Origin of the sequence: Paenibacillus sp. FSL R10-2788 (genome assembly GCF_038003885.1) — a bacterium.
Classification (GTDB): domain Bacteria; phylum Bacillota; class Bacilli; order Paenibacillales; family Paenibacillaceae; genus Paenibacillus_AQ; species Paenibacillus_AQ odorifer.
The window spans coordinates 6,635,227-6,657,600 of the sequence record NZ_JBBOQA010000001.1 but is presented as its reverse complement, the minus strand read 5'-3'; the positions used below and the strand labels follow the sequence as shown (position 1 = coordinate 6,657,600).

Annotated in this window: 21 protein-coding genes; 15 read left to right on the top strand and 6 right to left on the bottom strand. The window is 47.9% G+C overall.

Annotated features, from left to right (window positions below):
* Position 1 precedes the first annotated feature (1 nt).
* The 5 genes from NSQ50_RS29560 to NSQ50_RS29540 all read left to right on the top strand — a co-directional run bounded on the left by NSQ50_RS29560 (position 2) and on the right by NSQ50_RS29540 (position 5,927).
* On the top strand, positions 2-814 hold the full coding sequence (locus NSQ50_RS29560) for an ABC transporter permease (protein ID WP_051491222.1): 813 nt from the start codon (positions 2-4) through the stop codon (positions 812-814).
* Positions 814-1,731, top strand: a complete 918-nt coding sequence (locus NSQ50_RS29555; RefSeq protein WP_051491221.1) for an ABC transporter permease — start codon at positions 814-816, stop codon at positions 1,729-1,731. Before NSQ50_RS29560 ends, NSQ50_RS29555 begins: the two co-directional genes overlap by 1 nt.
* Positions 1,732-1,867: 136 nt before the next feature.
* Positions 1,868-2,968 carry an ABC transporter substrate-binding protein gene (locus tag NSQ50_RS29550; RefSeq protein WP_076222362.1) on the top strand — a complete coding sequence of 367 codons (1,101 nt, stop codon included), beginning with the start codon at positions 1,868-1,870 and terminating at the stop codon, positions 2,966-2,968.
* Positions 2,969-3,073: 105 nt separating this feature from the next.
* Entirely contained in the window at positions 3,074-4,537 is a 1,464-nt protein-coding gene (locus NSQ50_RS29545) for a CoA-acylating methylmalonate-semialdehyde dehydrogenase (protein WP_036682059.1), read from the top strand.
* A gap of 31 nt (positions 4,538-4,568) precedes the next feature.
* A complete protein-coding gene (locus NSQ50_RS29540) occupies positions 4,569-5,927 on the top strand; it encodes an aspartate aminotransferase family protein (RefSeq protein WP_076105053.1) in 1,359 nt (452 codons plus the stop codon).
* On the opposite strand, the gene NSQ50_RS29535 is transcribed toward NSQ50_RS29540, so the two are convergent.
* A complete protein-coding gene (locus tag NSQ50_RS29535) occupies positions 5,902-7,590 on the bottom strand; it encodes a PucR family transcriptional regulator (RefSeq protein WP_076222361.1) in 1,689 nt (562 codons plus the stop codon). The two genes, NSQ50_RS29540 and NSQ50_RS29535, sit on opposite strands and share 26 nt — an antisense overlap.
* Positions 7,591-7,908: 318 nt before the next feature.
* Here NSQ50_RS29535 and NSQ50_RS29530 point away from each other — a divergent pair, with 318 nt between their 5' ends.
* From NSQ50_RS29530 to NSQ50_RS29515, 4 genes are read left to right on the top strand one after another with little or no spacing between them, the layout of a single operon-like run.
* Positions 7,909-9,300 carry an NAD(P)-dependent oxidoreductase gene (locus NSQ50_RS29530; RefSeq protein WP_051491219.1) on the top strand — a complete coding sequence of 464 codons (1,392 nt, stop codon included), beginning with the start codon at positions 7,909-7,911 and terminating at the stop codon, positions 9,298-9,300.
* 45 nt (positions 9,301-9,345) lie between these two features.
* Positions 9,346-10,635: an NAD-dependent dihydropyrimidine dehydrogenase subunit PreA gene (gene preA, locus NSQ50_RS29525; protein ID WP_076222360.1), complete on the top strand. Its 1,290-nt coding sequence runs from the start codon at positions 9,346-9,348 to the stop codon at positions 10,633-10,635.
* Between the two features lie 2 nt (positions 10,636-10,637).
* Positions 10,638-12,065, top strand: a complete 1,428-nt coding sequence (gene hydA / locus NSQ50_RS29520) for a dihydropyrimidinase (RefSeq protein ID WP_076222359.1) — start codon at positions 10,638-10,640, stop codon at positions 12,063-12,065.
* On the top strand, positions 12,065-12,316 hold the full coding sequence (locus NSQ50_RS29515; protein ID WP_076222358.1) for a hypothetical protein: 252 nt from the start codon (positions 12,065-12,067) through the stop codon (positions 12,314-12,316). Before hydA ends, NSQ50_RS29515 begins: the two co-directional genes overlap by 1 nt.
* Positions 12,317-12,638: 322 nt before the next feature.
* Here NSQ50_RS29515 and NSQ50_RS29510 read toward each other — a convergent pair whose 3' ends face one another.
* On the bottom strand, positions 12,639-12,860 hold the full coding sequence (locus tag NSQ50_RS29510; protein ID WP_244886405.1) for a GNAT family N-acetyltransferase: 222 nt from the start codon (positions 12,858-12,860) through the stop codon (positions 12,639-12,641).
* Between the two features lie 391 nt (positions 12,861-13,251).
* On the opposite strand from NSQ50_RS29510, the gene NSQ50_RS29505 reads away from it, so the two are divergent.
* Positions 13,252-13,869: a TVP38/TMEM64 family protein gene (locus NSQ50_RS29505; RefSeq protein WP_036682051.1), complete on the top strand. Its 618-nt coding sequence runs from the start codon at positions 13,252-13,254 to the stop codon at positions 13,867-13,869.
* A gap of 59 nt (positions 13,870-13,928) precedes the next feature.
* A complete protein-coding gene (locus NSQ50_RS29500; RefSeq protein WP_036682049.1) occupies positions 13,929-14,840 on the top strand; it encodes an aldo/keto reductase in 912 nt (303 codons plus the stop codon).
* A 12-nt stretch (positions 14,841-14,852) separates the two neighbouring features.
* On the opposite strand, the gene NSQ50_RS29495 is transcribed toward NSQ50_RS29500, so the two are convergent.
* The 4 genes from NSQ50_RS29495 to NSQ50_RS29480 all read right to left on the bottom strand — a co-directional run bounded on the left by NSQ50_RS29495 (position 14,853) and on the right by NSQ50_RS29480 (position 18,082).
* The gene (locus NSQ50_RS29495; protein WP_036682047.1) at positions 14,853-16,364 is read right to left on the bottom strand and encodes an aminotransferase class V-fold PLP-dependent enzyme; all 1,512 of its coding nucleotides are present in this window, start codon (positions 16,362-16,364) and stop codon (positions 14,853-14,855) included.
* A 125-nt stretch (positions 16,365-16,489) separates the two neighbouring features.
* A complete protein-coding gene (locus NSQ50_RS29490; RefSeq protein WP_076222357.1) occupies positions 16,490-16,966 on the bottom strand; it encodes a DsrE/DsrF/DrsH-like family protein in 477 nt (158 codons plus the stop codon).
* Positions 16,967-17,086: 120 nt separating this feature from the next.
* Positions 17,087-17,404 carry a hypothetical protein gene (locus NSQ50_RS29485; protein WP_051491217.1) on the bottom strand — a complete coding sequence of 106 codons (318 nt, stop codon included), beginning with the start codon at positions 17,402-17,404 and terminating at the stop codon, positions 17,087-17,089.
* Between the two features lie 54 nt (positions 17,405-17,458).
* Positions 17,459-18,082, bottom strand: coding sequence for an acetate uptake transporter (locus tag NSQ50_RS29480; RefSeq protein ID WP_036682044.1), 624 nt, complete (start codon positions 18,080-18,082; stop codon positions 17,459-17,461).
* Positions 18,083-18,372: 290 nt separating this feature from the next.
* Between NSQ50_RS29480 and NSQ50_RS29475 the strand changes: the two genes are divergently transcribed.
* The 4 genes from NSQ50_RS29475 to NSQ50_RS29460 all read left to right on the top strand — a co-directional run bounded on the left by NSQ50_RS29475 (position 18,373) and on the right by NSQ50_RS29460 (position 22,298).
* Positions 18,373-19,335 carry a prenyltransferase gene (locus NSQ50_RS29475; RefSeq protein WP_340901162.1) on the top strand — a complete coding sequence of 321 codons (963 nt, stop codon included), beginning with the start codon at positions 18,373-18,375 and terminating at the stop codon, positions 19,333-19,335.
* A 35-nt stretch (positions 19,336-19,370) separates the two neighbouring features.
* The gene (locus NSQ50_RS29470; RefSeq protein WP_256716963.1) at positions 19,371-20,144 is read left to right on the top strand and encodes a DUF6081 family protein; all 774 of its coding nucleotides are present in this window, start codon (positions 19,371-19,373) and stop codon (positions 20,142-20,144) included.
* 41 nt (positions 20,145-20,185) lie between these two features.
* Positions 20,186-21,139 carry a 1,4-dihydroxy-2-naphthoate polyprenyltransferase gene (menA, locus tag NSQ50_RS29465; protein ID WP_076222356.1) on the top strand — a complete coding sequence of 318 codons (954 nt, stop codon included), beginning with the start codon at positions 20,186-20,188 and terminating at the stop codon, positions 21,137-21,139.
* Between the two features lie 163 nt (positions 21,140-21,302).
* A complete protein-coding gene (locus NSQ50_RS29460; protein ID WP_036682038.1) occupies positions 21,303-22,298 on the top strand; it encodes a Gfo/Idh/MocA family protein in 996 nt (331 codons plus the stop codon).
* The last annotated feature ends 76 nt before the right edge of the window (positions 22,299-22,374 follow it).

Here is a 22,374-nt window from a genome sequence, read left to right as displayed (position 1 = left end):
GATGAAAGGGGGCAGTATCTTTGTACGAGGTCGTCTGCTGCCGTTGTTCGTCTGGATTTTTGGTCTGCTGCTAGTCTGGGAAGGGACTTCCTGGATGCTGCTCCATGTGGTGGAGACACCGTTAGCACAGTCCAAGCTGCCATATGTTCATGAGGTGTTAGCTACCTTGTGGCAGTATGGAGGCACGCTCTTGAAGGAGGGGGCCGCGACCTTCGGTAATGCTGGCGTTGGCTTCCTGATTGGAGCGGTAGCTGGTGCCTCATTGGCGGTGCTGATGAGCTTGTCGAAGACAATAGAGCAATTAACTTTTCCTTATGCTATTGCCTCGCAGATGATTCCGATTCTGGGGTTGGCACCCATCATCTACGGGATTGTGCGCGATGAGCAGACCTCGCGGATTATTATTTCGGGATATATCACCTTTTTCCCGGTGGCTCTGAACATGCTGCGCGGCTTGCGGAGTGTAGATCCATCAGCGCTCGAATTGATGCATTCTTACGCGGCTAAACCTTGGGCGGTCTATTGGAAGCTCAGATTCCCAGCGGCTTTGCCGGGTTTGTTCGGTGGACTTAAGATAGCTGCCCCACTTGCTGTGACTGGAGCTATTCTGGTGGAGCTTATGGGTGCCCAGCATGGCATTGGTGTAATTATGCTGCGCAATCTCTATTATGGAAGCTCTCACACCTATATGTTCTGGTCTACGGTGATTGTGGGTGCTTTGCTGGGGATCGTAAGCTACTGGTTAATTAGTCTGATAGAACGCCTAGTAACGCCTTGGCAGCCTGAATATCGTCCGAAAGGAGGCAGCCGCTAATGGAAACGAACTCTGTTCGGGAGACCTCGTTTATAGGCTCTACTGGTAAAGAAATGGCTCAGCCGGCGCTAACGGCTACACAAAAGAATGCTGTAGCCGTTCCGAAACCTGCGGAAGCTACGGCGAGTCGAGGCGGCTCACGAATGCTGAAGAGGATATTTAGTGCAGGGGTGCTGCTGCCTGTACTGGCAGGTCTGTTATTTCTTGCACTATGGGAATTTCAATTTTTTCATAAGATCTTTGATCTGAAAAAATATCAACTCCCGCTACCTACAGCCATCGCCGAAACCATGCGAGATAATTTCAGCTTGTTGTTGTCCTATACCGGATACACGCTTGCTGAAGCTGTGCTGGGAATGTTGGTTGGTTCTGCTATCGGCTTCCTGATCGCTTTAGTCGCTACGGCTTGGCCGCGCTGGGGGAGTGGAAGCTTGACGCTGGTTGCCGCCCTAAATGCTGTGCCCATCGTCGCCCTCGCGCCCATCATGAATCTGTGGTTTGGAGATGGGATAGGCTCACGAATTGCCATAGTAACAGCAACTACAATGGCAGCGATGGCGATCAACGCCTATAAGGGCATGGCGGCGATTGATCCATTGGCGCTGGATCTGATGCATTCTTATGCGGCAGGTAAACCGGCAGTGTTCCGTTATCTGCGGATTCAGAGCAGTCTGCCCTATGTATTTACAGCACTGAAGATTAATGCTACTGCCAGTATGATTGGCGCCATTGTTGGGGAATTCTTTTTCTCCTCAAAGGGGCTTGGATATCTGCTCTCCAATTCCATTAAAGTTGCCAAAATGCCACTGGGCTGGTCCTGTATTGTGCTGGCTGCAATTGCAGGCGTGCTCTTCTATTTAGTGGTTGAGCGGCTGGAGAAAGTATTCATTAAGTGGCATCCTTCGCAGCGTACTTAATCTCACCCTCATTACATCCGGCCATAGTGGGAATGGAAAAGAGAAACCGCCCGCGGCTGTATGCATAAACGCACCACGATGCTTGTCCATACTGTGCTTGTTACAAACTTAAATTACGATAGGGGGAGTTCGGTTGATGAACGGGAAAAAACGCAAATTTCGTGGTGGTTTGTTGGCAATCGTGATGATGTTGAGTGTTTCTTTAATGGCGGGTTGCGGTGGCAACAATAATAACTCGGCAGCTAAAGCTACGACTGCCCCTGAAGCATCAGCAGCTCCTGACGCAAGTGCTGCTACTGAACCGGCTGCTGATCCAGTTACAGTGAAGCTACAGCTGAAATGGGTGCCGCAGGCACAATTCGCTGGGTATTTTGTGGCGCAGGATAAAGGATATTACAAGGAAGAAGGCTTGGATGTAGAAATTCTGCCGGGTGGGCCTGATATCGTTCCGGAACAGCAAGTGGCAGGCGGCTCCGCAGATATCGGTGTGGGTTGGGTAGCCAGCTTGCTGCCGAGTCTTGAAGAGGGAATGCCGCTGGTGCAGATCGCGCAAATCTATCAAAAGAGCGGATTGGTCCTGGTTTCCAAAAAATCGGCGGGCATCAACTCAGCCGCTGATCTTAAGGGTAAAAAAGTAGGCAACTGGATGGGCGGCAACGAGTTTGAACTATTAGCGTTATTCGATAAATATAAGTTCGATCCGAATAAGGATCTGAGCTTTACGAAGCAAGGGTTCACGATGGATCAGTTCTTGGGCGATCAGATCGATGCGGCCTCAGCGATGACCTATAACGAGTACCAAGTAGTGTTGGAGTCAGGCATTAAGGCTGAGGATCTGAATGTCATCGACATGAATACGGAAGGCGTTGCGATGCTTGAGGATAACTTGTTCGCCAATAAGGAATGGCTTGCGGAGAACAAAGAGACTGCGGCAAAGTTTGTACGTGCCTCCCTGAAAGGCTGGAAAGATGCAATTGCTGATCCTGCAGCCGCAGTGGACAGTGTGATGAAACAAGCGGAAGACGGCAGTACAACGAAGGAACATCAGCTGACAATGATGACTGAGGTTGCTAAGCTGATTCTGCCTGAAGGCTTTGACAGTGCCAAGATGGGATATACCGATGCGGCGGCGTTCCAGCAAACTGCTGATATTTCGCTTAAATTTGGTGTCATTAAAGAACCGGTTAAGGTAGATGAGGCTTACACGAACGAAATCGTAGAAATGGCGGCAAAATAACCAGTTGAGCTCAAATGTTACAGTGGATGGCCGCCTGATCTGGCGGTCATCTATTATAATCAGCAGTCCATCAGTGCATCTGAAACAGAGAAAGAGGTGCGAGCTATGTCTCTCCTAGTAACGCAGGCTGAAAGAGTTAAGAATTATGTGAATGGAGCTTGGGTAGAATCGTCGTCCGGGCGAGATGAAGAGGTATATAATCCGGCGACGGGTGAAGTGATTGCCTATGTGCCTATTTCCAGTAGGGAAGAGCTGGGTGCGGCGGTAGATGCGGCTGCAGTGGCATTTCAAGTGTGGAAAAGGGTCGCTGTGCCGCGTCGTGCCCGCTACTTTTTCCAATATCAACAGCTGCTGGTGAAGCATTGGCATGAGCTGGCCGAGCTGATCACGCTGGAGAATGGCAAAAGTCTGGAAGAGGCGCAAGGTGAGGTGCAGCGTGGAATTGAGTGTGTGGAATTTGCCGCAGGCATCCCCACGTTGATGATGGGCAGCCAGCTCCCGGACATTGCTACCGGAATTGAATCCGGGATGTACCGCTATCCATTGGGTGTTATCGGGGGAATTGCCCCTTTTAACTTTCCGATGATGGTTCCTTGCTGGATGTTTCCGCTTGCCATTGCTTGTGGAAATACCTTTGTGCTAAAGCCTTCCGAGCGTACGCCGTTACTGGTTAATCGGTTAGCCGAGCTATTTGCCGAAGCGGGCTTTCCTCCAGGTGTGCTGAATGTGGTACATGGGGCACACGAGGTTGTGAATGGGCTGCTGGAGCATGATGAAGTGAAGGCGATTTCGTTCGTGGGTTCGCAGCCGGTTGCGGAATATGTATATAAGGCAGGGACGGCGCAAGGGAAGCGGGTTCAGGCATTGGCAGGCGCTAAGAATCACTCGATTGTGCTGCCTGATGCGGAGCTGGACAATGCGGTCAAAAATATCATTGCGGCCTCCTTTGGCTCGGCAGGTGAGCGGTGTATGGCTTGCTCGGTCGTAGTGGTTCATGAGGATATCGCTGACGAGCTAGTGAACCGTCTGGCTGCGGCTGCGGATGAGCTTAAGATTGGTAATGGCGCCGATGACGGGGTGTTTTTGGGTCCGGTAATTCGCCAGTCGAATAAGGAGCGGACGCTTTATTACATTGAGACTGGTGAAGCTGAGGCAGCCAAGCTTGTGAGAGACGGGCGGAAGGATGCTGCTACGGGTGGTGCGGGTTATTTTATCGGGCCGACGATATTTGATCATGTACAGCCGGGAATGACCATCTGGAAGGATGAGATTTTTGCACCGGTATTGTCAGTGATTCGTGTGAAAAGTCTGAGTGAAGCGATTGGGGTAACGAATCAGTCCCCATTCGCGAATGGGGCTTGTATTTATACAGACAGCGCAAAGGCGGTTCGTGAATTTCGGGAAGAAATTGATGCAGGGATGTTGGGTGTGAATCTGGGCGTGCCTGCGCCCATGGCATTTTTCCCCTTCTCGGGTTATAAGAAATCGTTCTATGGAGACCTGCATGCCAATGGGCGTGATGGGGTGGAGTTCTATACGCGTAAAAAGATGATCACTGCCCGTTATTAGAGAAAATGAGCTGCTGAGAGGAGAAAATGTTATGCAGAGTCTGGGGAACGATAGCGAGCTTGCGGTGAAGAAGGATCAGGAATATTTATGGCACAACATTACGCCTTATAGTGAAAAGAATCCGCCTATGATTGCCGCCTCGGCGAGTGGGTCGTGGATTACGGATATACAGGGCAATCGATTTTTGGATGGGATGTCTGGCTTATGGTGTGTAAATGTGGGATACGGGCGCAAGGAGCTGGCGGAAGCTGCTTACAATCAGTTGCTGACCCTGCCTTATTTTCCTCTGACACAAAGTCATCTCCCGGCGATTGCGCTGGCGGAGAAGCTGAATGAATGGCTCGGAGACGACTACGTGATCTTCTTTTCCAATAGTGGATCGGAAGCCAATGAGGCTGCTTTCAAAATGGCACGCCAGTACCAGCAGCAAATCGGCCAGCATTATCGCCATAAATTCATTGCCCGTTATCGTGGATATCACGGCAGTTCGCTTGGTGCATTATCTGCAACAGGCCAGGCCCAGCGCAAATATAAATATGAACCGCTGGCGGGTGGGTTTCTGCATGTAGCTCCCCCGGACAGCTATCGCCGCCCGGCCGGGATGACTGTGGAAGAATTCAACCTCCAGTGTGCACAGTCCATAGAGGATATGATCATCTGGGAAGGCGTGGAGACGGTAGCTGCGGTGATTATGGAGCCTGTAATTACGGGTGGTGGCGTCATTGTACCGCATCAGGTTTATTTGGATCGGGTGCAGGAAATCTGCCGTAAGCACGGTGTGTTGCTCATTATGGATGAGGTGATTTGTGGATTCGGACGTTCTGGACGTAAGTTTGGTCATCACAACTTTAATGTGAAGCCTGACATCGTAACGATGGCTAAGGGACTGACTAGCGCTTATCTTCCTTTATCCGCGACTGCTGTTCGTAAGGATATCTATGAGGTATTTAAGGACAATAGCGATGACTATGGCCATTTTCGCCATGTGAATACTTTTGGTGGCAACCCTGCTTCCTGTGCGCTGGCGCTGCGTAATCTGGAGATTATCGAGCAGGAGAAGCTGGTGGAACGTGCGGATCTTTTAGGTAAAAGAATAAATACAGAATTTACCGAGCTGCTTGATCACAAGCTTGTAGGTGATGTCCGCAGCTTTGGTTTGGTGACAGGGGTTGAGCTGGTTGAAGACAAGGTCAGTAAGAAGCCGGTTGATCTGAATATTGTGAAAGGAATTATTGCCGAATGTAAGTCCAAGGGGCTTATCATCGGCAAAAATGGCGATACCGTAGCTGGGTTCAACAATGTGCTTACCTTCGCCCCGCCGTTATCCTCCACGGATGAAGATATAGAATTTATTATCGATACCTTTAAATCTGTGCTGAACGGGGGCTAGGTAAAGTGATTTTGTCTGGATATAGAAATTGGTAAGCGCGCAGGGCGACTTGAATGGAGATCCGATTCTCTGGCTGCATGAAGTCTTCACCCAGTAGCTCTGTTATTTTGTCCAGGCGATAATAAAGGGACTGTCTGACAATGAATAAGTTTCGAGCGGCAATTTGTTTGGAGCCATCATGATCCAGATAAACACGAAGGGTAAGCAGCAGCTCGCTGCCTTTGGTTTGGTCGTGGTCGATTAGCGGGCCGAGATAACTGCGAATGAAGTTCTGCAACGTTTTTCCGTCATTTAAGCTCAACAGCAACTGGAATACACCCAGCTCTTCATAGAAGAGCAGTGACTTCTGGTAACAGGAGTATAACGACAATGCCTGTAGGGCTTCCTGATAACCGGAATAGGCTCGTTTTAGGCGCTTATGTGATTTACTGACTCCAATGACGAGCTGCAAATCCTTGAGTTTCTCATCGGAGCGGATGTTCTGCAGGGCCTCAAGTGCTTGTTGAAGTCGCATTTTGCCAGGCGTTTTTGATTGGATGTCGAGGGCGATGACGGTGAGGCGATTGTTCTTAAGGGTGATCAGCGGACGTAAAGAATATTTCTCAAAGATGGAACGCAGGATGAGCGAAAGGTGGAAGGTGATGGACTCCCATTCGTTCTCCGAGCTGTTCCATTTTACATCTCTGGGGTTCTTGATCTCTATAAGGCATACACGGTAAGGGAGCTCGTTGACCACATTGAAATTAGAGCCTATCAGGCCCTTTAAGCGGTTATCATCTTCGATGCGGCCATTGATCAGCTCGTCGACCCATAGATTTTCTGAAAAAAGCTTGCGCTCCTCCATATACCGGGTTCGCAGCAGCTCCTGAGCAATGGACAAAGAGGCGGAATCCAGCAGCAGACAGTCGAATTCCTGTGGTTTGTGATTGCATACCATCAGAATGTAAGCCCAGGTCTGATCCAGCGCACCTACAGGCTTGAGCGCGATGGTCTTCTGTCCATATTCCCGGATATAGGGGGCAGCGTCAGGTTGAATTCCTTCCAGCTCGTCGCCGAAGGCGGTGAAAAAATTCAGCAATGGAGCCTGCTCTTCCGGCGGAAGTGCCGGAAAAAATAAGGGTTTGCCTTGCAGCTGCATATAGACAATTTGTGAGCGGGTGCTTTTGCACAATAATTGCAGCACTTTCAGCGTTCCTTGTGAAGTTAAGGTCAGACGGTGGAATTCACGTGAGATTTTTTCAAGTTCTTGGAGCATCCGGTGATGCCGGTTGATGATAATCGAATGAAGATCCAACGTGATATCTACGAAACGAACCGTGCGGGTGAAGATGATTAGCGGAAAGTCATGCCTGTCGGCTAAGTCGATCATCTCTTGCGGGATGGTGCTGAAATACGTACCTAACTCAATACATAGGCAAGCTGCATTTTTGTCGATCAGGTTCTGCATAAACTCCAAGGAGGAAGGGAGATCGACACTTGCACCAATCCCCGTAGTCAAAATCATTTCTTCGCCATGAATCAGAGTCTCGAAGTTGGCACTTTCCAGCACATGCACCCAGCGAATGGCACGGCTTAGGCCGCTTTTCCCGCCGATCACCTCGGCTTCTGCGAATAGTGGTCTTTTTAAAGCGTCACGAATGGTTAATACAAGCTCCCAGTCCATAGTTACTCCCCCTCGATCTTCTGCGCTCTGGCCTTCGGTTAATGCCCTGTTATTCTCAGCCTATTCTCACACGTAAAAAATACAGTTTTGAAATTAGACAAAGTGTCTAATGCAACGAAAATTCGAAATGACTATAGTTTGATTAACGGATGTCAGTATATATAACCTAATCAGGGAGAACGTTGAGAGATAATTTCTGTTAAAGCTTATATTACTACAATAATTAAAAGATGTAAGCAAAATATTCAGACAAAACTTGAAATAATGTTATATTATATAACACAAATATGAAAAATTACCCATAAGGAGGGACTAGTGATGGAGCATTCTTCTCCGTTAACAGCATTTACACCTGATATGTTCATGCGTAATTTCGCCGAGGCTGAGCCGCCTCTGACCCATAAAGGTGCCATGGATGAGTCCAATCGCTGTCTATATTGCTATGATGCCCCATGTATAAAAGCATGTCCGACCAGCATTAATATTCCCTCCTTTATCAAACGGATCGCCACTGACAATCTGAAAGGCTCGGCACAGACGATTATGGATTCCAATCCTGTGGGTGCCAGCTGTGCTCGTGTTTGTCCTACAGATGAGCTGTGTGAAGGCGCCTGTGTGTTAAATGATGCCTCGGCGCCGATCCAAATCGGACTGCTGCAGCGTTATGCGACAGATTGGGCGATGAACAGCGGAGTTCAATTATTTAAGGCTGGCATTCCTAATGGGAAAAAGGTAGCCGTTATCGGCGGTGGTCCTGCGGGATTGTCAGCGGCTAGGGAACTCGCCCGTGAAGGTTTTGCTGTTGTGATCTACGAAGCGAAGGCGTTAGCGGGTGGGCTGGATACACATGGGATTGTATCGTTTCGGCTCCCGCAGTCTGTATCTCTTTGGGAAGTAGAGCAGGTAGAGAAGCTGGGTGTGGAAATACGTACAGGTGTGAAAGTCGGAGTAGATGTTTCTGTAGATGAGCTGAAGTCGAATTATGATGCCATCGTTTTGGCAGCGGGTATGGGTTATGTGCCTCCAATAGGGATTGAGGGTGAAAAAATGGCTGGAGTTTATGATGCTATTGCGCTCGTAGAATCCACTAAGACGGGCATTCCTCTACTAGAGCTGATGGGTCAGCGGGTCGCTGTCATTGGTGCAGGGAATACGGCTATTGATGCAGCGACTTGCTCAGTGCGGCTGGGAGCCACCAATGTGAAAATGGTCTACCGCCGGACCCGCGAAGAGATGACGGCTTATGACTTTGAATATGAATTTGCGAAGCAGGAAGGTGTGGAGTTCAACTGGCTTACCTTACCGAAACGTATCGTGGGTGATGGGCTTGGGAATGTAACTGCACTGGAATGTGTGCAGATGAAGCTGACGGAGGAGCTGGGCAAAGATGGGCGTCCAATACCTATGCCGATCGAGGGTTCTGAGTTCTTGATTCCTGTAGATGCAGTTGTAATAGCTATTGGTCAAAAGCGTCGTCTGGATCTAATAGATTCCTTAGGTCTTATGCATGACCGTGGGGTTGTGAGGGTGAATGAGGTCACCTGCCAAACCTCCGATCCGCAGATTTATGCCGCTGGGGACATCATATTTGGTTCAGGTAAAGGCGAGGCCATGGTTGTATCAGCGGCACAGCAGGGAAAAGATGCAGCCCATGCGATTGTTAAACAATTCTCAGGCCAGCAGGAGGTCGTTGTTAGATCTGCGGGCTGAGCGTAGAAATCATATTGGATTTTACATGACAGGGAGGGAACATCAATGGCAGATTTAAGTATTAATCTCGCAGGAATCAAATCACCGAATCCGTTCTGGCTGGCCTCCGCGCCGCCTACGAATACAGGTTATCAAGTGCAGCGGGCCTTTGAAGCAGGTTGGGGCGGGGCGGTGTGGAAGACGCTCGGCGATCCGATCATTAATACCTCATCGCGTTTTGCGGCAGTAAATTTCAATGGGCAACGGGTTGCGGGCTTTAACAATATTGAACTGATCACCGACCGTCCGCTTGAAGTTAATCTGAAGGAAATCTATGAAACGAAAAAAAGATTCCCGAATCATGCGATTATAACCTCCCTGATGGTAGAACCAACGCAGCATAAATGGCATGAGATTGTTAAGCGGGTAGAGGATGTGGGTGTAGACGGTCTGGAGCTTAACTTTGGCTGTCCGCACGGGATGGCTGAGCGTGGAATGGGCGCTGCTTCGGGGCAGCAGCCTGATCTGGTGCAGGCACAGACCACCTGGGTAAAAGAAGTTGCGACGACCCCGGTGATTGTGAAGCTGACGCCTAATATTACGGATATCACCGTCGTTGCCCGCCATGCGGTTAAGGGTGGAGCGGACGCGATTAGTATGATCAACACGATCAACAGTCTTGCTGGTGTAGATATTCATAGCTGGAACACCATTCCGAATGTTGGGGGTCAGGGTGCGCATGGCGGTTACTGCGGGCCGGCTGTGAAACCAATTGCGCTTAGTATGGTGGCCGAGTGTGCCCGTGACCGGGGAGTCGGCATTCCTATCTCCGGTATTGGAGGGATTTCGACCTGGCAGGATGTTGTTGAATTCATGTTGATGGGTGCAACGGGCATTCAAGTATGTACAGCGGTCATGCATCATGGCTTCCGGATTGTGGAGGAAATGATCGATGGCCTGAACAACTATTTGGATGACAAAGGTTTGGCTTCCGTAACAGAGTTAATCGGTAAATCGGTATCCCGGTACTCCAACTGGGGTGATCTGGATCTCAACTATAAGGTCGTTGCCCGTATTAATGAGAACAACTGCATTAACTGTAATAAATGCCATATTGCCTGCGAAGATGCTTCACATCAGTGTATTGATATGTTAACTAATGCAGATGGGAAAGCTATTCTACAGGTCCGCGAGGAAGATTGTGTAGGTTGTAATCTTTGTTCTATTGTCTGTCCAGCAGACGGCGCGATCGATATGGTTCCAGTCGATACCGGGGCAGCCCCACTGACCTGGAACCAGCGGCAGAAAGTGATCGGGAGTTTGAATGGCACCTATTCGGAAGTGGAGGTGGTGTAAGGATGAAAAAGATTATTAAAAATGGCATCATCGTTACCGCAGCAGATACTTATACAGGCGATGTGATGATTGAAAACGGGGTTATTACGGAGATTGGCCTTCATTTGGATGTCCCTGGTGCGGAAATTATAGATGCCTCGGGGTGTTATGTTTTTCCTGGAGGCATTGATCCTCATACGCATCTGGATATGCCTTTTGGCGGCACGGTTACAGCTGATGATTTTGAGACGGGAACCATTGCAGCTGCATATGGCGGAACGACCACTGTCATTGATTTTTGCTTAACCACCAAAGGACAACCGCTACAGCAAGCCGTAGATACATGGCATCATAAGTCGCAGGATAAAGCGGTGATTGATTACAGCTTCCACCTGATGGTCTCAGAATTAAACGATAAAGTACTGGGTGAGCTTCCGGAGATAATTGAGAAAGAAGGCATTACCTCGCTCAAAGTATTTATGGCTTATAAGAATACTTTTCAGGCGGATGACGGCACACTTTTTAAGACCCTTCAAGCCGCGAAAAAAGAAGGTGCGCTCGTTATGGTGCATGCGGAGAATGGAGATGTCATTGAATATCTTGTTGAGCAGGCCTTGGCCGCAGGCAACACTGATCCGATCTTTCATGCGCTGACCCGCCCGCCGGAGCTGGAGGGTGAAGCTACGGGACGCGCAGCTTATCTAACCGAACTGACAGATTCTCAGCTGTATGTTGTACACGTGACCTGTGCGGAAGCCGCTTGGAAGATTGCTGAAGCGCGTAAAAAGGGACTGCGCGTATACGGTGAGACTTGTCCACAGTATTTAGTGCTGGATCAGACGGCGCTGGAAAAGCCTAATTTCGAAGGTGCCAAATACGTGTGGTCTCCGCCCCTGCGTGAGCAGTGGAATCAGGATGTTCTGTGGGATGCGCTATGGAGCGGCAGCTTGCAGACGATTGGCTCTGACCAGTGCTCGTTTGATTTCAAAGGACAAAAGGATCTGGGGCTTGGCGATTTCTCCAAAATCCCGAACGGTGGGCCGACCATCGAGGACCGGTTTACGATTCTATATTCGGAAGGTGTGCAGAAAGGCCGGATCTCATTGAACAAATTCGTAGACATTATTGCTACCTCTAGCGCCAAGCTGTTTGGCTTGTATCCGCAAAAAGGCACGGTCGCAGTAGGTAGTGACGCTGATCTGGTCATTTTTGATCCTTCTGTAGAAAGAACCCTTTCTGCGGACACGCACCATATGAACGTAGATTATAATGCGTTTGAGGGCTTTGAAGTGAAGGGAGAGCCTGTTTCTGTTCTCAGTCGAGGTGAATTTGTTATTCGTGACAAACAATTTGTCGGCAAAGCAGGTTCGGGAAAATATTTGAAACGCAAACGTTTTGCAGCGGAGGCTCCTCTTCCTTCTAAGGCAGAAATCAGCGGAGGTGTAGTCTAATGTCTGCTTTTGCGGAATATGCCAAAGAACAGCAGGAGATTGATGGGCTGCTTTTTAAAGGGTATACGATTGCCGGCATCCAAGAGGATTTGGACGGTGCCCGAATAAAGTTTGTCAGAGGGGAGCCGGCTAAAAGCTCGGTAGATCTGTTACTGCTCACAGCGGATGCCCGTAAGTACGTGACAACCCTTGTGGTTGCGGGGTTGAGGGCGGAAGGTGAGCAGGCGGGTTGTTACAGTGGAGAGGTTTGAAGGGAATGGAATTGAAAGCTGAGTAGTGAGCCCACGTAGGATAGGGAACTTGCCGCTCGGCTTTTTATTGTGCCCATGAAAGGGTGCGAGGAGATAACCTACCTGAAAATAGCCGATTATCGTCTCGGAATATACTTTTTGGGGAAATCCTCCCTAAAAAGTAGCTGATTAGGGTCCCAAAATAGACGTTTTAGGGAAAATATCCCTAAAAATCAGTGAAATATGCCGATTTTGCGCAAATTCGCTGAATATTAGGGAAGTTTTCCCTGATTTGCAGTTATAGGCACCTGACAGTCCAAAAATCAGGGAGGATTTCCCTAATTTATTTCTTCTGCTGTTGCTGCTCACGCTCTATATACCCATGCCGTAATATGGACATGATATGCAGAGATTCAAAATGTCCCTCAACCTTTATACAATCACGTAGAGTGCCTTCCAGTGTAAAGCCGCAGCTTTCGTAGACATGGCGAGCCCTGTGGTTGTGATCTCTAACATCTAACCATAGCCGATACGTCTCGGTGTGCTGGAAGATCCAGTCGCTCACGAGATGAAGCGACAGTTTGCTATAACCAAAGCCCTTTGGAATGGATGACGATTCGTTTAATACAAACGGTAAGATAAATATCTTGAAGTCCTGTTACGATGATATAGCCGACTCTTTTCCCGGACCTCTCCCAAATTGTAAGATGCAGGATATCTGGATCCTGGATAGCCGTATTGTGCTCCTCTTTACTCCACTGTCCGATATAGGCACGATTAAGCTCACTTTGTTCAATGGCTAGAACGAACGCTAAGTCCTGCTCGGTGGTAGTTTATAGATCCAACGTTTCTGAATGAATGATCATAACCTTATGCACTGTAGGAATGAACGCAACTTCGTGTATAATTGAGACCAAGTGTTAAGAATTCCAATCGGATGAGGAGATCAGCTGGTTATGTATTTTCTTGATATTATGTCTTGGCTGACAGAGGATAATCTGCGGCATCTGCTGGAACAATATCGTTCGTTTGGGCCCTTTCCGGGCATTGCGTTAACGTTTATGAAATCATTTATACCACCACTACCAACTATTGCGATCGTAGGGCTAAATGGGGCCGTATATGGTTTATGGTTAGGTTTTTTGTATTCTTGGATCGGTCTGGTTGCAGGTTGTGTGACTACCTTTTGGATTATCCGCAAAGTAGCCTCCCATCGTTATTTGCGAAAATGGGCAGCACGGCCCAAAGTAGCCAAAAGCATGACATGGGTGCGGCAAAGCGGATTCAGCTATGTTTTTCTGCTTAGTATATTTCCGGTAGGACCTTTTGTTGTGATTAATATGGCAGCAGGGCTTGCCGGGATGAGGTTCCGTTCGTATCTTCTTGCGCTTACGGTGGGTAAAGCGATTATGGTATTCGCAGTTTCATACATTGGCAATGATCTGGAACGCTTCATTCGCCAGCCGTGGGAGATTATCTATGTTCTGTTGTTTATCGGGCTGTCGTTATGGGGAGTCAAAGCCATCGAAGCGCGTTTTGCTAGAACAGCACAGGATGGGAACAAGATAGCTTAGTATAGTGTCAGAATTAACTTGAATTCCTAAATCTAAATAGAATAAAGGAGGAAATGATGATGAAATATCGTAAGCTTGGCAGTACAGGAATGAATGTCTCGGTGATTGGCCTAGGGACTTGGCAGTTTGGCGGAGAGTGGGGCAAGGATTTCACTCAGGCTGAAGTCGATGCCATGCTGGATAAGGCTGGGGAGCTGGGGATTAACCTGATTGATACGGCAGAATGTTACGGAGATCACTTGTCGGAGAAGTTCATCGGGGATTATCTGGCGCGCCGCAAACGCGAGGACTGGGTTGTAGCTACGAAATTTGGCCATCATTTTCAAGGGCATTTGCAGCGGGAACAGCTATGGCGTGCTGAGGATGTGCTTAAGCAGCTGGACGACTCCCTACGCGCACTCCAAACAGAGTATGTCGACCTCTATCAATTCCATTCCGGAACGGATGAGCAGTTCGATAATGATAAGCTGTGGAGTATGCTCGACAGACAGAAGCAAGCCGGTAAAATCCGTCATTTAGGCGTGTCGATCAGTGCATCGGGCTCGGGGGTGCATCAGACCTCTGCGGCAGCGGATGTGCAGGCAGAGGCCATACAAGTAGTATATAATCGGCTGGATCGTCAACCTGAAGAAGAGATTCTTCCGCTGTGCATCGAGCATCAATTAGGTGTGTTAGCTCGCGTTCCGTTAGCCAGTGGTTATTTGAGCGGCAAGTATAAGCCAGATGCGATTTTTGCTCAGGGTGATGTGCGAGCGAACCATAAAGAGGATGTAAGACAAAAGCAGCTGCGCGCAGTAGCAGAAATTGCTGCCAATGAAGTGCCATCAGGTCTGGATATGGCGCAGTGGGCTTTGGCTTGGTGCCTCCAGCATTCCGCAGTAACCAGTGTAATTCCGGGCTGCAAAAATGTAGAACAAGTCATCTCCAATGCCAGTGCTGCTGATTTGGACATGGTGAAGGGCAACGTGTGATAAGTTAGAATGTTACACGGTGAAGAGTTCTTGGAGCTTCATCTCGGGTGAATGCTTCACGTAGATATGATTCCAGCTGTTCGTGGAAGTATCGTAAAGATAGTCCTGCTTCCATTGCTGGACATGGGTCGCAATACTCCTTACAGCGGATACAATTCTCTCTACTTCCTGATTAGTCATAATGGGATGTAGAGAGATGCGAATCCACCCTGGTCTGAAGGATTGGTCGCCGCTCATGATTGCTCCGGCAATCTGAGCGGATTGCGTCCACCCTAATCCGAGCAGGTAATGTCCGTATGGACCTGCACAAGAGCAGCCGCCTCGAGCTTGTATGCCGAAACGGTCATTCAACAGCTGGACAGCAAGGTTGTAATGAATATCGCGCAGTGTAAAAGAGACGATTCCATGACGTTCTGTATGATCTCCGGCCAGCAGTGAGCACTCCGGTATGTCGCTGAGTCCTGCCAATAATTGCTGACACAGCTCGTGCTCTCTCATCACCATATATTGACCGTTTCCATTCATCTGCTCCTTCAGCTTCACGCAAAGTGCCGTGCGAAAAGCCTGTAAAAACCCCGGTGTTCCCCCGTCTTCCCGCATCTCAATCGCATTAGTGTAGCGGCGTCCTCCCCAAGGGTTGACCCAGGCTACTGTACCTCCACCCGGTTCGTCAGGAATACGTCCATTGTTCAGCGCTTCATCAAAGATTAGAACGCCGTTTGTGCCCGGCCCACCCAGAAATTTATGCGGAGAAAAAAAGATCGCATCAAGCTTCTCCAATGGGGAAGGTGGGTGCATATTGATAGGCACGTAGGGAGCACTGGCGGCAAAATCCACAAAACACACGCCCCCATGACGATGCATAGCAGCCGCTAGCTTTGCGTAAGGCGTCTGAATTCCAGTCACATTAGAACAAGCTGTAAATGAACCAATCTTGAAACGGCGATTGGGGTATAATCGCAGCTGGTCTTCAAGCTGCTGGGGGTCAATATTTCCGTCCTTTCCGGCGGGAATGGTAACGACGTCACCAAGCCCCTCCTGCCAAGGAAGAATATTGGAATGATGCTCCATATGGCTGGTGAAGATAACGGGGCGATCTTCCAGCGCGCGGTTATTATGTTCCTGTAGCCATTCCGGGAGCCTTAATCCCATGATACGCTGCAGCTTGTTCACGGCTCCTGTTGTTCCATTGCCGCAGAAGAGCAGTACATCCTGAGGGCCGGCATTTACATGGTTCTTAATGATTTGGCGAGCTTCATTATAAGCCTGCGTCATGATTAGTCCGGTGGTGTTGGAATCTGTATGTGGATTGCTGACGTAGGGACCGAAGGCTTCCTGCAACTTGCGTTCGATCGGTTCATATAGGCGCCCGCTTGCGGTCCAATCGGCATACAGAAGCGGTTGTCTGCCATATGGGGTGGTGATCTGATGCCGAATGCCGATGGTGTGACCACGAAAAGTATCAAAATGGTCTTGTAATGAAGCGGGCGTCTCTGCAGAAGAGGCGTGGATGATGTTTAGCACGGATATTCCCTCCAGCCCGTACGCCGTCAGTGCTAAGTTAATGGGGTGTATTTTCGGCGTGCCAGTAGTTTCTATGGCAACAGTATATGCCTGCATGGGGGATTGGGTTAAAGCCTAGTCAGACTTTAAATAAATAACTGTACATCACTTTCTAAAGCATCTTTTAAATATGCCGCAGCATCGATGATTTCGACCTCTGGCAGCAGTTCCTCGGGCTTAAAGCCCATGATCTCCACAGAAAGCTTGCAGGCATAGAATTTGATGTTTTTTTTACGAGCCCCTTTTAGAAAATGAATCAGCTTCGGTGCGCCTTGTTCCTCCATCATTTCCTCCAGCATCATTCGTCCCAGCCCGCTGAAGTTCAGATGAGAGAGTGGCAACTGCCCAGGACCCTTCGGTGTAATAACATCCATCAGCTTCTCGTAGATACTCTTGTCCTCAAGGGTCATTTTCTCCGGATCACGCACCAAAAATAGACCCCAGAATGAAAAGAACATGGTAACCTCGGCATCGATATCTCTTGCGGCATTCGCTAGGATCAGTCCAGCCATCGCTTTGTCGTATTCCCCACTGAACATTAGCAGATTGATTTTTTTGCTCACCCTGATAATCCTCCCGTTACTTTTATTAGAATGTCATTAGTATGGTTGTGGTGGGGAGAACTATGCGAAGAAGCTTTCTGAAATTATAAAAAAAGCCCCCTTTCGGGAGCTTGAGATTTACTAATGTACTTCAGGATCTTTAGATTCTGGATCTGCATTGCGACTGATGTCGTAATAACGGGCGGACAGCCAAATAGCTCCGGTAAATAACACGATGAGTCCAAGGACGATAGAAAAGCGCCAATCGCCTGCCTTGAAATTTAATTGAAGCACCGTTAGTACCAGTGAAACTTGGGTCCAAACCAGTGTTCTTTTGCGAAAAGCCGCAATATCGCCAACCATCTTCGGGATATTCCGAATGATCAGATAGGCAATAACTGCGAGAATAAGGGCGAAAATAGCAGTTACCGCTAATTCAGAAGAGGACAGGACATGCATAGTCTCAGCATCCTTTCGGCTTGCAAAAGTATTAGTTTCAGATCAGAACAATTTCTATTTTTTGAAGATGCCCAGCGGAGCTCCAATTGGTAAGAAGCTACGGCCGAAATGAGCGTTTAGCACGGATGCTCCACATCCGTAAAGGGACACAATACCAATACCAAGCTCAGCACAAGCAGCAAGCTTATGGAAGAATTCTGGAGCGATCCCAAAGGAATCAAAGGTTAGTCCGATAAAAAGAAAATCTATCAATACAAAAATGATAAGCAGAACTCTATTTGCCTCAACGGCACCAATCGTCATAAAGAGTGTGAAGATCAAGTAACCCAAAAATACAAATCCGAGCTGCTTAGGATCTACAGCCTCCGCAAGCGTTGGACCAAATACGCCAAGCTTGATCAGCCAGCTGCTAGCCATGCCGAACCAAAAGAAAGCGTAGGCGCCAAAGGCGGTCATACCAAAGGTATTGTTGTGCTTAGCATCCTGAATGGCGGCGAATAGCTGCGCGAATGCTCCCAGGAAGATAGCCCAAGGAATAACATAGCTAAGTCCTGTTGTAAATTCAAGCTTCTGTGAAGAAGCGACCAATGTGACAATAGCCAGTCCGAATAGCCCGATGGCGCTAGGGTCGGCAGTGACGATTTTGACAGATTGGGTGTTAGGGGATTGCGCTGACATGACAGTAAAAGCCTCCATTATTATATATAGTTTTACGCTCTTAAAAACAGCCCGTAAGGGGCGCTGTTCATAGGCTTGCCTATCATATCATATCGGTATGTGCTTGCCTATAAAACAACACTCATTTTTTGTCGTAAAATAGGGGTCCTGCGTGAAATAAGGAATTGTTTACATTTTTATCTTCCATTATCAAGTTACTTGACCAAACAAACGGAAATATTATGTCAAGAATAGACATTATATGCAGTGATAATCTTCACAATCTATCGAAAATTGATGTATAATAGTCAGTGATAATTATTATCAAATCATATGAAAAAGGCGGTAAGCTTGAAGTGAACAAATGGACATTATTTACCAAGGCGACCCGGTTTTGGAGTTTTTCTGTTATGCTCATCCCGATTGTTTTGGGGACCGTTGGGGCATATGTATGGGAAGGGACATTCCATCCGGTTTTATTTATTCTTACATTAATAGGGGCGATTTCGGCGCATTTGTTCTCCAATATGGTGAATGATCTGTGGGACTTCCGCAACGGAACCGATACAGAAGCAAAGAATTCCGCTGGTGAAATCAGCACAAACTCCGGGCTACTGACAGGTGGGATCCTCTCGGAGTCTTTTTATGCAAGGATGACCTGGAGTATGCTGGCGATTGCCCTTATCTGTGGTGGGATTCTTAGTATATATAGCGGTTGGAATATCCTCTGGTTTGTACTTGTTGGTGCTTTAATCGCTTATTTCTATGTGGCTCCGCCACTGCGTTATGGCTATCGCGGCAAAGGTTATAGTGAGATGGCCATTTTTATTGCTTTTGGGATTATGCCTGTATTAGGCTCCTATTTCGTACAAACCGGTCAGTTTAGCATGAAGCCTGTAATTCTCTCGCTGCCTGTCGGATTTTTAACTACATTATTGTTGTTTAATCACCATTTCCTACATTGGAAAGCGGATGAGCAGGCGGGTAAGCTTACGCTTGTTGTAGTATGGGGAGAACAAAAGGCACTTGTATTCTCACGTGTACTTCTTTTCACTGGCTACGCTTCGGTGATAGTCTGTGTGCTGTTGGGTGTACTTCCTGTTTACGCACTGCTGGCGCTGGTTACAGCTTTCTGGCCGCTGCGCATTTACAGTAGTCTCAAGCAACATAATGCTTCGCCGGCTTATATCCCGCTGATGGGTGCTTCACAAAAAGCCTCCGTACGCTGCGGAGTAGTAATGGCAATAACTTTATTAATTCAAGGCTTGATCTGATACTAATAGATGGACTACAGAAGGAGTGAGCTTTCATGGAAAAGAAGGACAAGGTATTGATGGCAGAAGAACAACAAGTTAAAGGCAATCGCATGGTTCTTGGGGATTTCCACTCCATTTTAGAAGAAGGAAAGGTCTGGAAGACGGGTGGATTTACACTGCCTGACGGATCATTTTGGGCTTACCGTGAGCCGGAGGCTGTAGTTATCGTTCGTAATGACACCCTGTATGTACGTGCGAAGTTATCTCGCGAGAATCATCAAGTGCAAATTCTGGACAATGCCAAGCACATGTATTATTCAGCCAAGCCAGTGGAGATTCCGGAAGCAGGAGAGATTAGCATTGAGCTGCAAATTCGTTGCCGTACACAAGAAACTGCACCTGGAGATCTGTATGATGGATATGTATCGCTGAACCTGCTGGATTTCACGACAGGCGCTGCGCTTGATTTCTTCGCGGGAAATGATAAATACGCTAGTGTATATGGTATTTTGCCGTTCCCGGGTGTACAAGTACCAGAAAGCACTGGAACGAAATACTTCTGCATCTTTAAAGAAGATACGGATTTCAAACCACGGGAATTCAATACGTACCGTATTACCTATCACCGTGGCAATGATGAGGCTGTATTCTATTTGAACGGCAAGGAAGTACGCCGCGAGAAAAATATTCCGCTTAAATTCAATAACTTCACTGTAGCGCTCGGAATTATGACAGAGAAGGATCTGAGTCCTGAAGGCAGTGTGTCTGTACATGGACAAACAGTTATTGCAGAATGGTCCCCAGTGACGGTTACAACAACTGAATAGTAATGCCTCGCAGGCTCATTTGACAGATAAGGGTGTATGGTGTGAATATTAAAAGCTTTCTAAGATTTGTGGAGCTGCCGACGAAGGTAGCCAGTATTATTCCGTTTCTAATGGGAACGTTGTACGCCCTGTACCGGTTTGAGGATTTTTACGTACTGCGTTTTGGATTGATGTTCGTGTCTTTGCTTAGCTTCGATATGGCGACGACGGCGATTAACAACTATTACGATTTCAAAAAAGCTTCTAAAACCCACGGCTACGGCTACGAGACGCATAATGCGATTGTTCATTTTAAGCTAAAAGAGCGCACCGTCGTGGCGACGATTGTGATTTTGCTGGCGCTGGCAGCAGGGGGCGGGATTGCGCTTGTCACTCAGACGGGTTTGCTGGTCTTTTTGCTGGGTGGACTGTCGTTCTTGATCGGTATACTTTATTCGTTCGGGCCGATTCCCATCTCGCGGATGCCGTTAGGTGAGCTGTTCTCCGGTTTGTTTATGGGCTTTGTTATTATTTTTATCTCTGCCTATATCCATACGGATGAGCATGTGGTTTCACTGCTGCTCCAGAACGGCTGGGTCAGCTTGAATATCAACATCGTGGAAGTGCTGTACCTTTTCTGGTTTTCCATGCCCGCTATTTTGGGGATCGCAGGGATTATGCTCGCTAATAATATTTGTGATATTGATGAGGATGTGGAGAATCGAAGGTATACGCTTCCGGTGTACATTGGCCGCCGCAATGCGCTTGTGCTTTTTAAATATCTCTACTATGTCTCTTATCTGGATCTTGTAGTGCTGCTGATCTTAGGGATTAACCCTATTCTGGTTCTGTTGATTCTACTTACGCTGATCCCGCTGCGCCGAAATATTGCCTTGTTCACAGAGAAACAGGAGAAGGCGAGTACCTTTATTCTTGCCGTCAAAAACTTCGTATTGATGAACCTTGCACGTATAGTTGTGCTGGGTGCGGCTGTGCTGTTAAATGCACTAATATAAACATTCATATTTTATAAAAAAGCAGTGTCTATCGGGGTTGGAGCTCCTTTTGGCACTGTTTTTTTGCAATTTGCAGGCTTCTTTCTGTTAGAGAAACGTTTCATTCTATGATAAGGTGGCTTTAAGTATAGTAAGTAATCTATAAGGAAGAAGGTTAGCAACGATGGTGCAAAAACTTCGCTGGGGAATCATGGGCTGCGCGCAGATTGCGACAGGTTCAGTGATGCCGGCTATAATGGATTCGGAGACGGGAATGATCACAGCGGTAGCCAGTCGCGGTTTAGAAAAAAGCAGCGCTGTAGCCGCAGAGTTCGGAATAGATAAAGCTTACGGCAGCTATGAGGAATTACTGGCGGATAAGGATATTGATGCAGTGTATATTCCACTGCCAAATCACCTCCATCGGGAATGGGTAATCCGTGCGGCGGAAGCTGGCAAACATATCTTATGTGAGAAACCGATCGCGCTGAACAGTGAAGAAGCGGCTGAGATGGTAAAAGCTTGTAATGATGCTGGAGTCCATTTGGCAGAAGCTTATATGTATCGGCATCATCCTCGGATTGCGGAATTGCAAGAGATTATCTCTAGCGGTGAAATTGGCGAATTACGCTCCATTCGAGGCACTTTTACTTATAATGACGCTACAGATACCTCTAATATTCGCTTTAAATCCGCTTGGGGCGGCGGCTCGCTTTATGATATCGGCTGTTATCCGCTAAGTGCAGCACGACTGCTGTTCGGAGCTGAACCGGAAGCCGTGACAGTACAGGCTATGTTCTCTCCGGAGCATGACAATGTAGATATGATGGCTTCAGGGCTGGTAGAGTTTCCGAAGGGGCTAAGCCTGATTTTTGATTGCGGGATGTGGGCATATAACCGCCAGCTGTTAGAGATTCTGGGGACCGATGGAATGATTGAAGTGCCTATGCCTTTTAATGCTAGAGATGAGGATGCCGAATTTTTTGTGCATACGGGAGAAGGGGTAAGACGGGTTGATGCCACCGGGGCGAATCCCTATACACGGGAGGTCGATGATTTTGCCGCCGCAGTATTTACAGGAAAAAAATTATTTGCACCTGAGGATGCAGTGCTGGGCATGCAATTGATCGAGACTTGTCTAGCTTCTGCTAAAAAGCGGGAAAGAATTAGTATGCTATAAGAAGATGAATCCAATATGAATCTATGCAAAAAAAACCTCCGGGCGCTCTCCTTTACGCAGCTTCCGGAGGTTTTTA